Annotated in this window: 11 protein-coding genes; 5 read left to right on the top strand and 6 right to left on the bottom strand. The window is 37.7% G+C overall.

Annotated features, from left to right (window positions below; translation table 11 throughout):
* Positions 1-65 precede the first annotated feature (65 nt).
* From EPA86_RS09080 to EPA86_RS09065, 4 genes are all read left to right on the top strand, one after another.
* Positions 66-1,883 (top strand): autotransporter assembly complex protein TamA, encoded by a 1,818-nt coding sequence (locus tag EPA86_RS09080; RefSeq protein WP_246058326.1) that lies wholly within the window; start codon positions 66-68, stop codon positions 1,881-1,883.
* A complete protein-coding gene (locus tag EPA86_RS09075) occupies positions 1,880-5,719 on the top strand; it encodes a translocation/assembly module TamB domain-containing protein (protein ID WP_140603112.1) in 3,840 nt (1,279 codons plus the stop codon). The genes EPA86_RS09080 and EPA86_RS09075 overlap by 4 nt, the downstream gene beginning before the upstream one ends.
* Before the next feature lie 181 nt (positions 5,720-5,900).
* Positions 5,901-7,076, top strand: a complete 1,176-nt coding sequence (locus EPA86_RS09070; protein WP_246058325.1) for a YbfB/YjiJ family MFS transporter — start codon at positions 5,901-5,903, stop codon at positions 7,074-7,076.
* Between the two features lie 193 nt (positions 7,077-7,269).
* A complete protein-coding gene (locus EPA86_RS09065; RefSeq protein ID WP_170309611.1) occupies positions 7,270-8,004 on the top strand; it encodes a matrixin family metalloprotease in 735 nt (244 codons plus the stop codon).
* Between the two features lie 274 nt (positions 8,005-8,278).
* Here the strand turns inward: EPA86_RS09065 and EPA86_RS09060 are convergent, their stop codons facing one another.
* Positions 8,279-9,229 carry a prenyltransferase gene (locus tag EPA86_RS09060; protein WP_140603109.1) on the bottom strand — a complete coding sequence of 317 codons (951 nt, stop codon included), beginning with the start codon at positions 9,227-9,229 and terminating at the stop codon, positions 8,279-8,281.
* Positions 9,230-9,394: 165 nt separating this feature from the next.
* On the opposite strand from EPA86_RS09060, the gene EPA86_RS09055 reads away from it, so the two are divergent.
* On the top strand, positions 9,395-10,993 hold the full coding sequence (locus tag EPA86_RS09055) for a tetratricopeptide repeat-containing sulfotransferase family protein (protein ID WP_140603108.1): 1,599 nt from the start codon (positions 9,395-9,397) through the stop codon (positions 10,991-10,993).
* A gap of 10 nt (positions 10,994-11,003) precedes the next feature.
* On the opposite strand, the gene EPA86_RS09050 is transcribed toward EPA86_RS09055, so the two are convergent.
* The 5 genes from EPA86_RS09050 to EPA86_RS09030 all read right to left on the bottom strand — a co-directional run bounded on the left by EPA86_RS09050 (position 11,004) and on the right by EPA86_RS09030 (position 14,838).
* On the bottom strand, positions 11,004-11,948 hold the full coding sequence (locus EPA86_RS09050) for an aspartyl/asparaginyl beta-hydroxylase domain-containing protein (RefSeq protein WP_140603107.1): 945 nt from the start codon (positions 11,946-11,948) through the stop codon (positions 11,004-11,006).
* On the bottom strand, positions 11,945-12,847 hold the full coding sequence (locus tag EPA86_RS09045) for a sulfotransferase family protein (protein WP_170309610.1): 903 nt from the start codon (positions 12,845-12,847) through the stop codon (positions 11,945-11,947). The genes EPA86_RS09050 and EPA86_RS09045 overlap by 4 nt, the downstream gene beginning before the upstream one ends.
* A 128-nt stretch (positions 12,848-12,975) precedes the next feature.
* A complete protein-coding gene (locus tag EPA86_RS09040; protein WP_118960365.1) occupies positions 12,976-13,251 on the bottom strand; it encodes an HU family DNA-binding protein in 276 nt (91 codons plus the stop codon).
* A gap of 138 nt (positions 13,252-13,389) precedes the next feature.
* The gene (locus EPA86_RS09035; protein ID WP_140603105.1) at positions 13,390-14,583 is read right to left on the bottom strand and encodes a BamA/TamA family outer membrane protein; all 1,194 of its coding nucleotides are present in this window, start codon (positions 14,581-14,583) and stop codon (positions 13,390-13,392) included.
* A gap of 9 nt (positions 14,584-14,592) precedes the next feature.
* Entirely contained in the window at positions 14,593-14,838 is a 246-nt protein-coding gene (locus EPA86_RS09030) for a hypothetical protein (protein ID WP_246058324.1), read from the bottom strand.
* Positions 14,839-15,023: the final 185 nt, after the last annotated feature.

The raw sequence follows: 15,023 nt of genomic DNA, 5'->3' as shown, positions 1-15,023 counted from the left end.
GATTTATATGCTGATGCTGAGTTGTTAGTACAATAGCTTCTTCACACTTTTTGATGGTTACACTATTGGTTGGTTTATTAAAGATCATTAAAACATGCTGGTTAAAAGGCGTTAAATACTTAACTTTCTCAGTGTTGATGTTAGGTGTTTGTCATGGTGTATTCGCGAGTAACTTGACCGTGACACTACAGGGTAAATTACCGACAGCATTAAAGAATAATATTTACTCACACTTAGGTCAGTTACCTAAAACTGAGTTAGAGCGTTCGGCCTATATTTACTCTGCTAAAAGCAATACTGAAAATGCTTTACAATCATTAGGTTATTATCAAGCAGACATTCAGCTTAGTGTTGAGCAAACACCTTGGCATTTACTTATAGATATCACCTTAAATGAGCCAACCATTATTGATAAAATTAATGTGGAGATTACAGGGGAAGCCAGTGCTGATCCTGAATTTAGCCATTTAATTGAGCATCATATTATTCAGCAGGGTGATACGCTACATCATGGTAAATATGAGGATTTAAAAGCAGATATTTTATCTTTGGCATTGCAGCGAGGTTATTTTGATGGTGTGCTACTTGATGCTAGTATCACCATAAAAGCTGACTATCGTTTTGCTGATATAGAAATTCGTTATGATAGTGGCTTTCGCTACCGTTTTGGTGAGGTTAACTTTAGTGAATTTGCTTTAGAACCCGCACTACTATCGAGTTTAATTCCTTTTGAAAGTGATACCTACTACAGCACTAAAGCTTTTCATCAATTACAACAACAATTGCAGTCAACTAAGTACTTTGGCTCTGTGATGGCGGTGCCGGGTGAGAAAGTGGTTGATGAAGCAAAGGGTGAATATAATGTACCTCTTGAAGTAACCCTAACCCCTGCTAAGAGTCATCAATTTGATATTGGTCTTGGCTATGCCACTGATACTCAATTTCGTTTATCAGCGAGTTGGCGTACTCCTTTACTTAATCGATATGGTCATTTTCAAGAAACAAAGTTTGAATACTCTGAATTAAATCCGACAGGCACGTTTATTTATAGTATTCCATTAGAGCATCCCACCGAAGATGTATTGCAGCTACAAGCCTCTATAGAAAATGAAGATTATGCTGATTTCACCACTAAATTTTATTCAGCACAAATTGGTCGGGTAATTACCTATAATAACTGGCACCGAAAAATTTATACTCGCTATCACCAAGAGTCCTGGCAGTATGATTTAGATGAGTCTGATCCTAATATTGATTGGTCGCAAGAAGATAGTGTTAAGTACATTATCCCTGGTGTTTTTTGGTCTAGAACGATTCGACGTGGTGCTGCACTCGATCCTAGTCATGGGTTTAGACAAACTTATAGTATTGAAGGCGCTCACCTTGCTGCAGGCTCTGATAATAGTTTCTTTAGGGTTCATGGGCGCTGGAATTACATTAACACCTTAAAACCTAATCATAGGTTAGTAACACGTGCCGAGTTTGGTGCAATTTATATTGATAGAGATGCCGAACTTGCCCCTTCGTTGCGTTTTTACGCCGGTGGTGATCAAAGTATTCGCGGCTTTGCCTATCAATCGATTGGTTCAACAATTCCGATCTCTTCCGATCCTAATGAAGAGCAGACAATTGTTGTTGGTGGTACGCGATTATTTGTAGCCAGCATTGAATATCAATATTACTTAAATAATAAATGGCGTTTAGCATTATTTTCTGATGGTGGCAGTGTTGCCAATAAAGGTGAGTATGAGCCAGTGTATTCATTTGGTTCAGGGTTACATTATATATCGCCTGTTGGGGCGGTAAAGTTTGATGTGGCTTATGGCATTGATGACGATGATAAAAATTGGCGGATACATATTAACTTAGGGGCTGAGTTATGATGTTTCGCCGCTTGAGTTTATGGCTTGCAAAATATTTAGCCATTGGATTATGTTTATTGGCATTGCTTTTAACAACACCGTTTGGAGCACAATTCAGTCTATTTTTCTTGAACTTCTCCAACGCTATTTCTGTTGAATATCGTAGTGGTGCTTTAGTGCGAGATCTAGCGCTGCATGAGTTTACGTTACAGTTAGATAGCTTAGCTATAGAACTGATTGAAATAGAATCAAGCATAGACTTTTCTTGCGCATGGCAGAAAAAGCTCTGCATTAATTCCCTCAATGCTGAGCAATTTAATTTAAATTACCAAAGTAAAAGCAGTGAAGTAAGTGAAAGCTATGTTGATGAGTCAGCAGGGCAGCTAATTGAACTGCCTTTCGCGATTACAGCTGATCAAGTCGTAATACTGAACAGTAAACTGATTATAAATGATACACAGCTAAAAATTAAGGAGTTGGCTAGCCGAGTAGATATTGAAGCAAGTCATTTTAGTTTTTATCAACCATCGGCACGTTTTCTATCTGTTGATTTATATAGCTCAGTAACTGATGAAACTTCATCAATATCAGAAGAATCTACAGATAAATTACTAGATTTGCCACGTGTTTCCTTGCCGATGCTATTGAAAGTTGAGCAGTTATCACTTGCTGAATTGTTAGTTCAAACCGTTGAAAGACCGAGTGAGCTATGCACAACATCATGTGAAGCAAGTACTGAAGTGAAATGGCATGCCTTTGAAAATGCTTTGACGGGAACATGGCAAAATACTCAGGTAGATGTTAGTCATTTAGCTAGCTCAACGCTTGATTTTTCACTCCAACAAATGACTGCAAAGGCAGAGTTAACACCACCATATCAATTTGATGCCAAGCTAAAAACTCAGCTTAAAAAGTTAGATTGGTGGCCAAATATTGTTGGTGATAAGCAAGAAATTGTCCTTAATGGCGCACTTAATGATTTAACTTTTAAAGTCATTAATGAAGGTAAGTTGTCACTTACTAGCCATGGAGCTGTCAACTTAGTCGATGTAGATTTGCCTTTTGATATTCAGCTAGTAGCACAACAAATTCCTATGCCATTATCATTGGCTTCTCATGGTACACCCTCAACGCTGAAGGCGTCAGTGTCAGGCGATCTCAAAAAACAATCATTACAGCTTTCAAGTCAGCTTAGTAGCTATGGCTATCAAGATACCAAGGTCTCCTTAGATGTTAGTCATCAGCAAGGGCATTTTAAGATAAAAGATCTTAAAGTCAGTGAGCCAAGTTCGGCGAGTGAATTAGTCATTAACGGAGAGTTCTTACATTCAGAAGATACGTCATCATGGCAGCTGAAAGCACAGTCTACGGGGCTGTCATTACCTGAAACCAATGTGGCTGAATTACTTACGTTACTTAATATCGATAGCCAGATGTTATTGATTGATTTACCTACAGAGTTGACTGGAAACATACAAGGGAAAATTAATAGTGCTGGGCAGTGGGAAAAAAATAACTGGCACTTTTCTCTAACCGAGACTGACATTTCTGGACAAGTAAATAATACCCCTATTAGTTTACAGGGAGATCTTGGTTTTAATCAGTCAGGACAGCTGCAGGCTGGCGAGTTAGTTGCCGTATTTAATCATAGTGAATTAACGTTAGTTTCACAATCAAGCGATCAAGCAAAATGGCACATACAAGGACAGTTAACACTTAACGAACTTAATCATTGGAGTCAGGCCATTCAAGGGGCATTTACCAGTGACTTTACTATTACGGGTGAGGCTGATAACCCGTTAATTAGTGTCAATAGTGAAGTAAAAGGGTTCAATTGGCAGCAAGAGTGGTTGGCTGATTCAATCGTTTTGCGGGGTGAATACCAACCTAAACAGAATCATCGCTTAGACCTCTTTGTGGCAAATAACTCATTACAATGGCTGGCGAAGCAGCCTATTTTATTGCATGAAGCTGAATTTCAGGTAGTGGGCAATGCTGACAATCATAAGGTTAAATTTAACTGGCAAGGTGATTATGCGAGCCATGTTGAACTTAATGGCCATTTCAATGATGATTTTTCATCATGGCATAGTGAAGTTACACAAAGTGTAATCAGCTATAAAAACGTTACATTACAAAATGATAAAGCCTTTAGCCTTGCTGCTGATATGACCAATAAGCAATTTGATATCTCAGGACATTGTTGGCAAGGTATTGGTTTGTCAGCTTGTTTACCTAATCAAATTTCTTTAGGTGACTCTGGTAACTTTTTAGTGCAACTTGCCCTTGATTTGTCTGAGGTCGATGAGCTCATCCTTCCTGATGATATTGAAGTTGAAAGTCAATTACATGGCGAAGTGAATACTTACTGGTCACCTGAGCAACCGTTAAATGCTATGGCACATTTTGCCTTGTCTGCAGGCCATGTCAGAATGTTAGATGAGCTAAATCAATTCCAACTCTCGCAGTGGACTAACGGTGAATTTAGTTTTTCTGTTAATGAGCAATCATTTTCAAGTAGCTTGTTGTTAGAAAATGAAGATAAAGTGCTGATGCAGGCTACATCAACTCTGGGCTTAACAGAGCAGTCGCCAATAAAAGCGCAAGTCGTATTGAAGCAACTCAACCTGCAACCTTTTCAGGCTATTTTAGCCGATGTAGTGAGTTTGCAAGGTGAGTTAACGGCAGATATAGCAGTGGAGGGAAGCCTTAATAAGCCATTAGTTAATGGTGATGTAACGTTAGATAAAGGTAGGCTCCTACTAAGAGAGAATGCTAATAATTTTGAGAATATTAAGAGCACATTGCGCATAGACAATAATTTTGCAGTGATGGATGGTTCTTTTTATCTTAAAGATAAAAAGGCAAAGCTAAGTGGTACAGCTTCTTGGCAAGATGATTTAGCCTTGAATATAAACCTTCAAGCTGATGAATTGCCCTTTGTTTTTCCTCCTCAATTGGTGATGAATGTTGCGCCTAATATTAATGCCACCCTGGCTAATAAGATGCTGACAATCAGCGGAAATATAGATGTGCTAGATGGCCACTATACTTTTGAAAAGCTTCCTGAAGGTAGCGTTTCTTTAAGTGATGATGTCATTATTATTGATAATGAGGGTAAAGCTGTTACCCATGAAGGTATGGGTTTAAATATTAAGACCGATATACGGGTGAATATTGCCGATCGCTTTACTATAGCGGGGCAAGGTTTGCAAAGTAAGCTATATGGCGACTTGCAGATCAGCCAACAAGGTAAGCAACCTTTACAGTTGTTTGGTCGTATTCAATCAGGTGAAGGCACCTTTCAAGCTTATGGTCAAAGGTTGCAAATTGAAACAGGCGAAATTACCTTCAATGGCCCGATAGATAACCCATATTTTAATCTGAGCGCGAATCGTCATATCAAATCAGAAGACATCGATGTGGGCATTAAAATTACCGGATTAGCCGAAGCTCTTGAAATGGAATTATTTTCATCACCGACCATGGAGATGCCAGAGATATTGTCTTATTTAGTGCGAGGACGAAGTCTCGATGCTGGTACAGAGAATAGTACCGTTGCAGCAAGTTTTCTGGTTGGTTTTGGCGTGACTAATAGCGTAGGGCTTTTTGATCAAATTGAGAAAATCCCATTGATCAGTAATATTGCTGTGGATACTGAAGGTGAGGGTGAAAAGACCCAGGCAACGGTTAGTGGCTATATAGGTGAACGTATTTATATGAAGTATGGTATTGGTGTCTATGAGCCAATTAATGAGCTTACCGTGAGGTTATTCTTGCTTAACCGCTTATGGCTTGAAGTGGTAAGTGGCATTGAGCAATCTACCGATTTGTATTATTCGTTTGATATTGATTAGCTGTTCATTATTCATTGCTTAATGTGGTGAATATACTAAGTACTTCAAGTTGAATAATTTATCTACTGAAAGCTTATAGGTATTTATAATAATCTTTATTGCCTAGATTGATTTGCTTATTGTCGGTTAAACCTCATAAACTGGCTATTACAATAACAAGTCATCGAAAAGGGGCTATTTGGTGTTGTGGCAACGAAGTGCTAATAGCGCAATTTTACTCGCGGGTATTTTTGCTTTAATTGTCGGGGTAGGGGTTGCTCGCTTTGTTTTTACCTCGTTATTGCCACCTATGCTTGAAGACTCTTTAAGCATTTCTTTTGCTGGTATTTTGGCTTCAATAAATTATTTTGGTTATTTATCCGGCTCAATTTTTTCGGTTTTTCTGAAAAATATTCATACTAAGGTTCGCTTCTTTAGGCTCGGCCTTGTTATATGTGTTTTTTCTTCAGCTTTATTAGGCCTTACTGACAATGGTATTATTTGGCTGTTATCACGGTTAATAGCTGGCTTTGGTGCTGCGATGGCCTTGGTTGTTGGTTCATCAATAGTGATGTTAAAACTAAAGTCGATAAACAAAACAAAAGCCATGGGAATTCACTTTAGTGGCTTAGGCTTTTCTATTGTAGTTAGTGATCTTATCGTGCGAGCAGCCTTTTATTACGGTTCAAGTTGGCAGGATGCTTGGCTTATCCTTGCTTTTGTTGGGGCAATACTGGCTTGTTATTCAGGATATATTTTAACCTTTGATAAGCAACCTGATCAAAGGGCTGAGCATCATGGCTTTGAGCGTTCGTTATTTACTCCTATGGTGGTGATTTTAATTATTGCCTATTTTACCGAAGGTGTTGGTATGGTTGTGCAAGCGACCTTCTTACCCGATATTATTAATTCTTTAGATGGCTTAGTAGGTTATGGTGGTTATGTTTGGCTTGCCGTAGGTCTAGCAGGGATACCATCATGTATCATTTGGATGAGACTTGCTGATAAATACGATAGTTTAACAATGATGATGGTCGCTTTGGCGCTACAAATCGTTGGTATATTAATTCCCGTTTTTTCAACCAATATCTTTATGAACTTACTTAGTGGTATGTTGTTTGGTGCGACGTTTATTGGTTTAGTTGCTTTATTCATGAATTTTGCGGGTCAACAGTCTATTAAAAATCCAGTGTTAATTATGGGGGCTATCACGTCTGCTTATGGTGTTGGCCAAATCGTTGCACCGCTTTATTGCGTTGCTTTGATTAATTATTATGGAAACTATAATGCCGCGCTGCTCCTAACGGCTGTTATTGTCGCCTGTGGCATTGTACTTTTAGCTTTCGCTAAAAAACATCACTTAAGTCACCTCCTTTAAAAGGTATTTTCTTGTGATCTTTCAGTATTTCACTTATTTCTGTTGTCAGTATTTTTTACAAAGGATGATTTTTTAGAAAATTAACTTTATTAACATGTTGTTTTAAATGTACTTTACTTGGTTGGTTTAGCTTTTGCATTTGTGTCTAATGGTTTGTTCAATTCAATGTAAACATAACAATAAGGATAAAGGTATGGTTAGAGTTGTTAACTGTCTTACTGTGGCTATTTTACTGTTAGCTTCAGTTCAAGCAAATGCAGGCGCGATAGCGAAATGGGGAGCTGGTTTAGGTACAGGTGCAACCATTAGTTGGAGCATAATGGATGGAGGACTATCTTGTGAATTAGGGACGGTGGAGCCAGCAGGCTGCGTTACTTCTTCATTAGACAGTTTTATGCCTGCAGGCTATAAGTCTGAAATAGAGCGTGCATTTGATGCATGGAGCATTGTTGCTGATTTAACTTTTATAGAAGTGCTAGATCAAGGTGAAGATGTTAATGTTCCGAGTACTTCAGGTATTATTCGTGTGGGTGCTCACGCATTTGATGGCCCATCGGGTGTATTAGCTCACGGCTATTTCCCAAGTAATTCTCCTGTGGGTGGAGATATTCACTTTGATAGTACCGATATATGGAAAATAGGGTTTGCCGGTGTTGGCATTGATATTTTTCAAGTGATGGCACATGAATTAGGTCATGCTTTAGGGTTAGGTCATAGTGATGATGGTTTTATAATACCTGAATTACCACCAGGACCAGCGTTGATGGACCCATTTTATAGTGAGGCGTTTTCTGGACCACAAGCAGCGGATATTGCTTATATTCAGTTCTTATATGGTGCAGCGAAGAATACTGAGATCCCTGTTCCGCCTACCTTAGCTTTATTCATGATTGCTTTAATTGGTTTAGCGGCACGACGAAAAGTGTAAATTAATGCTATTTAACTTGAGTTCGGCTTAATAAATAACTCTCTAGCAGCTATTTTTACTGACTTCTTCGTTAAATTTACTTGCAATAGGCTAGCTATTGACGCGAAATTTGCCTTGAATTAAGTAAAACTATCAAGCTAGAAAATCAGTTGAATATAACGTTCTGTATTTTATATTGTTAATTTACTTCTTAAACCGAGTTCAGGTTATTTAAGCATTAAAGCCAGTCTTTAATGCTTTTTTTATTTTTAAATCACAGTAAACAATCAAGTGATTAAACGATCAACGTGAGAGTTAACACGGCACAGCTAAGAATACATGATGCAACATTTGCGGCTAAAAAGTGCGGGTATTCACCAATATTTTGCTGGTGTTTTATCATTCCAACGATAGAAAAATAACTGAGCAACATAGGTGCTAGCGTAGCGAGTGAAGCAACTGGCAGTGTATTATTGAAGACAAGCCAAACAATGAGTAATTGGCTCATGATGGCAAATAAACTATAGACAAAAATACTGGCTGGTATGCCAAATCGAATAACAAAGTGATTTCTACCTACCTGTTTATCTGCGTGTAAATCAGGGAATTGATTCAATAACAGTAAGTTATTAATTAACAGAAAGGGAATGATGCTTATCAGCCACATGTCACTGGTAAATTGTTGGCTAATGCAAAAGTAGGTACCACCGGTTATTAAGGTGGCAAAACCTAATCCGGGTGCAATTAAGCATAAAAAAGCATTCTTGTTAATCCATTTGGTGTAGGTGATTATCAATAAGACGCCAATCAAACCTATGGGTAAAATCTGCCAACCTAATACGTAGATAAAAAAGCTGCCGATACCAATTGTTGTCACTAATGATATGACACTGGTATAAAATACTGCTGTCACTAAGTGGGGTTGCTCTGGTAATAAACCACTACCACCGCTAAACGGGGTTTTCTTTGTCTTTAAATCCAAGCCACTGGTAAAGTCTTGATATTCATTTAAGGTGTTCACTGCAATATGGGCAGCTAATGCGCCTATTAAACATAAAAAGGCATAACTTAATGAATAAGTTACTTGCTGCTTAATAGCAATTGCAACGGCTAAAAAAACACAACATGGCGTGAGAACTAAGAAAGGTAAGCGCATTGCTTGGGTGATATTGCCGGTATTTTTCATTGATAAACTCACAGCAGAGAAATGAGTTATTATCATGCCAGCAATTAATGGGCATTTCATTATCAAGGATTAAAAGGAGCTTGTTTTTTCAGCGCTTTCACTTCATTTTGCTTATTAAGACCAAGGAAGATGACTTAACTTAAGCACGATAGTTATTTATTGTTGCCAAGGCATTACTGCTCCCATATCATTTAGCTTTAGTTGATATCCCGTATATAGTGCCTTATGAATCAAGCAGCCTTATTATTATCCCAAACTGATCAGCAAACCCTGGCATATTGTCATCAGTTATTGGCAAAAAACCGTATTCTTGATGCAAAAAACAAATTATCGGGGTTATTGTCCTTATATCCAGATAATCAAGCGGTGCTTGAATTCGCCTTTAATATTGATTTGCGCTGTCAAAATTTTTCTCATGCGCAAACCTACTATCAAAGATTGATCAAAGACAGCGATGACACAAAACAACAGCAATTGTGGTTGATTGCTTTGTTAGAAGCGAAAGAAGCACATTTTTCATTACTTAATGCGCTTGAACAGTTTTTAGCGGACTTTGGTGAAGACAGTCAAATGCGCTTTAAATATGGATTAGTTGCCTTGGCTGCAGGAAAAATATTGATAGCTGAACAATCTTTTCTCATGCTGTTGGCTGAGAAAAAATCATTGCCACACCTACTGCTAAATTTAGGTCATGTATATAAAGCAAAAGGTGAAAGCGAGAAAGCCATACAACACTATCGTGACTTTATTGCTGATAACCCCAGCCAATGCGGTGTTGGTTACTGGAGTATGGCAGATATTAAAAATTTCACTTTTACGCCTGAAGATAGTGAAAAGTTACAAGCATTACTAGCAGATAATACGATCGATTTAGGTAATAAAGCATTAATAGGTTTTGCCTGTGCCAGAGCGTATGAACAACAGAAAGATTTCGAGCAAGCTTTTGTCACCATGAGTAATGCAAACCGAATTTTTGAACAGCATAGGCCTTTTAGGGGCGAGTTATATCATTCTATGGTGAATGATATGATTTCAGGTGCCTCCAATCGTCAATTAAATTTACCCGTATCTAATGATTTTTCACCAATTTTTATTGTGGGTATGCCACGTTCAGGCACAACGTTAGTTGAACAAATTCTTGCTAGCCACTCAAAAGTCGGTGCTACGGATGAGTTGCAATATATTGAACGAATCGGGCTAGAATTAGAACGTTCAGGTGGTTATGTTAAACAGTTAAATAGTTTATCTGAAGAAAAGCGGCAAGCCTTTGCTGATCATTATTGTCAGCAAGTTCAACAGTATTTTAATGATTACCAAGTTATTGCCATTGATAAAAATCCTAATAACTTTCTTCATATTGGCTTGATTAAAACCTTATTTCCCCATGCAAAAATTATTAATGTGGTGCGAAATCCGTTAGATAATGCTTTAAGTGTATTCAAACAATACTTTAGCCGAGGCCATGAATATTCATACTCTCTAAATAACATTTCTTTTTATTGGCAGGGCTATTTGGCACTGATGCAACACTGGAAGAAAATTTATGGGAAAGAGGTTTATCACCTAAGTTATGAATTACTTACTGATGATGCAGAAACCCAAATAAGAAAATTACTCGAATATTGCCAGCTTGAGTTTGAACCACAGTGCTTGTCGTTTTACAAATCAGACAGAGTTGTTTTGACACCAAGTGTAAGCCAAGTGAAGCAACCTATTAACAAACGTTCAGTGAACTCTTGGCAGCAATATCAGCCATATATTAAAACGCACATGCCTGCTTTTGAACAAATCGTTGCTCAAGCTCAGGCATTATGCGAGCAGTAGTGTGTTTAAATTAAGGGTTAAATGATGGCACAATAATACAGTGAGCTAACATATCTAGTGCTGATGCGCCGTTTGATATTTTCAATTGTGATGCGCTTTGTTTAGCTTGATGAAAGATATTATCTCGGCATTGATGATATAAATCCCAACCAGCTTTGTTCTCGCCATGAAGTGACCATAACCTTCGCCAATCTTGGCTAAAACCTTCAAGTACCGTAAAAAGTTGTGTTGCAACATTACTATTATTAGTAGGCGTCTTGCTGACTTCTTGTTTAAGTTCACCTATCATAAATTCTAATTCACCAGGCCCCATTACCACTGGTGCATTATGTTTTTCCATTAAAATACTTGGAGAAAAGTCTGCTTGGTACTGCAGTAGTTTTGATGCTCCCTCAGCTTTATTTAACCAAGGAACAAAAGATTGACTAATAAGTTGCCAGAACGCACTGGAGCCTGCAGTGTCAATGACCAAATGAATGCGATCTTCAGTTGAATCATTATCAACTTGATGATTTTTCCAAGTATCAAAAATCCAACACTCACCTTCTGCCATGTGAACACTTTTATCACCACAATGAAAAATCACCTTGGGATCGGTAATAATCGGTATATGAATTCTGACGCGTTTATACCAATGATAATTAATATCCGAGTGCAAAGGTACTTTAGCACCCGCATCAAGTTTCATTAATCTTGAACGACCAAATACTTCATTAAATGAGGCGATAACTTGTTGTAAATACTCAGACTGTTTTAAAGCGTCAGTGGCTAACATTTCACCTTTAAAGTCATTGTTGAGTTGTCCGTTAACACTGATTAAAGGTATTGCACTGTTACCTGGAAACCCCTCATGATGGCCTCGCCATGCTTGCGGTGAAAATTTTGCTAATTCTTCCTGCATTTTACTGACATCAAAATGCAAAGGTAATTTGATAAATTCATGGGCTAATTTCATAATGAATTATTCACTCGATAATCGGTAAAAGGTTGTAAATTATTATTTAGTTGTGCAACTAAAGTAGTTAATTTAGGCATATTAGGTTCAAGTAACGTCTTGTTCTTATGCCATTTATTCTTTTCTGGCTTGGTTAGAGTATATCGAGAATAAGGTAATGGTGTTTGACAGTACTGCTGTAAACCCGAATCAAATTCTATACCAATAAACTGACAAAGCTGCTCAATAATGTCAGCAGTATTATCAAGAAAATCTTGGTAATGTACTGTGAACTTTTGCTTATCAGCCACTGACTGCAGGTCATCGACAATTGCTTGATTTGCTGCTTGCCACTGAAAAGTTGCTATTTGTTCTACAGGCTTTTCTTGCAGTGATTGCCAGTTATCTGGCAATAAATAGGACCAACGATTATTAAAACCAGGTAAGTGAGGATAGGTAATAAAGTGGCCAGAATTCCAGCCATCAATGATGCTGCTTATGTTGTCCCTTGGGTCTCGCACTAAATGAATAAATAAAGCGTCAGGAAATACCTTTTTAAAGAAGCGAATACGCAAGGCATTTTTAGGCGTTTTCTCTAAGAAGCGAATTGCGCCACATTGCTCATAATTATAAGGAGTATTATTTATATCTCTTAATTGTTGGGCAAATCGGCTTTTTAGTAAGGCGATTGAACGGTCATTACCATGTAATTCTGTTAATGAATTCGATACAGAGCCATTATATATAGTACTGAACTCTGGAATTTCCTCGATGATTGCATGACTTTCACCACCCACAGTCCATAAGCCTTTAGCTTTAGCTAGTGTTTCATAAAATAAAGTACTACCAGAGCGCGGGCAAGCCAGAATAAAAACAGGGCGGTCAAAAACAGGTGAAGTATTCGGTGATGATAAAGTCAAAACAGTCTCTACTAACGATGAGGTAGGTAAATAGTAAAATATAACGTTGGCGAATGCTATGAAATGACATTGCAGATATAAAAAAAGCGCCCTTAGGCGCTGTTTTATTAATGCATGTAGCTTATCAATTAAGCGTTACAAGCATCTTTTAAGGCTTTACCAGCTTTGAAGCTTGGTACTTTTGCTGCAGCAATTTGAATTTCTGCGCCAGTTTGTGGGTTACGACCCGTACGAGCAGCACGATCGTTAACTTTGTATGTACCAAAACCAACTAAAGCAACTTCGCCGCCATTGGCTAATTCTTCAGTGATTGTTTGAATTAAACTATCTAACGCACGACCAGCTGAAGCTTTAGAGATATCTGCGCCTTCAGAGATTTTTGCTACTAATTCACCTTTATTCATTTTTTATCCTTAATTCATCAATTATTATTATTGCCAACAACATACTAAAAAAGAAAATCGAGCGAATCAATAGAAAATATCAAATTGTTGCCCAAACAGGCCAAATAAAGGCTTTGGTATGCAATTATTCGCTAAAAACTACCACGCAGTGCCTGCTTGAATATAAAAAATGTTATCTTCTGGGCCAAATGCTAAGTCTATACCCATATTAAAACCGTATCGGCGGGCAATTAAATATCGAAAGCCAGCCCCTTTACTTATTCTACTAGCACTAGACGTTAAATCTGAAAACTCATTAGTCGCTTTACCTATGCCAATAAATGCGTTGACCTTCCAGCGAAAGTTTACGTTGTAAGTCACCTCTAATTCACTCACGCCAATGGCATTACCTTGAAATCTCATTGCTGGAATACCACGCATGGAAATAAAGGGGGTAGCATAGGGAGGTAATAAATCATCTGAATTGGCGTATTGCATATCAATTTTAAAAGCGGTCTGCCAATTTTCTGTTAACTTGAAATAATGTAAAGCTGAAAATTCAGTGAGTTGATAATCAATATCTGACGCAATTTTATCGTCATACCAAAGATGGCTTAACTCATATTTTAATCCTTCATTGGGAGAGAAAAAATTATCTCTAGAATCATATTCTAAGGTAAAGCCAACGCCTGAGGTTGTGACATCTTTTGTTAATAGTTGGGTAATAGTATCTTGCCAGTTAGGAGGTAAATTACCGATTAAGTCATTGAGGTTGCTAGGTGAAATGGCAGCATTTATATATCTATGTGTTGGACCAAAATAAAAGGAGCTATCACCTAATTTAAATTTAAGTGTTTGCATAATAACTTTAGCTTGTGTGTTAATTTGAATAGGCTTTTTTAATGTGATGTCACCAAAGCCAAAAAAATCTATATTTAAGTTGCCATAGCCTCCACCACCCATATAGCGAATGTTTCCCTGATTAAAAAAGCCCATATGGCCGCCGCCAGCAAAATAGGAATCATTGCCCGTATAGGCGCCTATCGCTACAGAAATACTTGGCGGCATAAGATGCTGTGCAGCATTTTCGGCATTCTGCATAGACTGTAAACGCTTGTTACGATCTTCCTCTGTTTCATGAAAAAACAGGCCAGATAATCCTAAACCGCCACCAACAGCAGGGTCTGTTATGATTATTGGTACAGGTAAAAAACCATAGGCATTCTCACTTAAATATTGAGAAGCATCGAGTTGACCATCAAAAGGATCAAATAGTTGGCTTGCGCTAGCTTGATATGCTGCAGATAGTAATAAGCAGCTAGCGGCTAATACAGGTATAAATGGTAGTTTCATTAAGTCCTTCTATTTTATTTTTTGATATTCTGGGTGCAAACTTAAATAATCACACCATACACTAAAGTGTTCATAATTAAAGCGTTTATCCGTTGCTTTGTACCATTTTGATGCTTGATATGGCTTGAGTTGAAAGCGTATTTTGTGACCATCAATGGCGACATGGCAGATTAAAGGTAGGTTAATCTCGTTCATAACTTGAATTTGAGCATAATCATCAGCTGTTCTTTGGTGCTTTATTGTAATTTTCGGCATCGCAAGCGCAAAGCAGGAAAATAAAATTAAGGAGTAACAAACTAATTTTTTTAACATTTTTCTATATAGCTCAGATTATTTTGATCTTTTTTTAAGTTTAGCATTGAAAGCAAACTTACCGTCACCATAATTTATACAAGGCAGTAATTTACTTAAATACCTTGCAAGTGTTTGTAACCCGTCGT

Origin of the sequence: Litorilituus lipolyticus (assembly GCF_006439335.1) — a bacterium.
Lineage (GTDB): Bacteria > Pseudomonadota > Gammaproteobacteria > Enterobacterales > Alteromonadaceae > Colwellia > Colwellia lipolytica.
The sequence above is the reverse complement of the archived record's forward strand: the minus strand, read 5'-3'. Positions and strand labels throughout refer to the sequence as shown.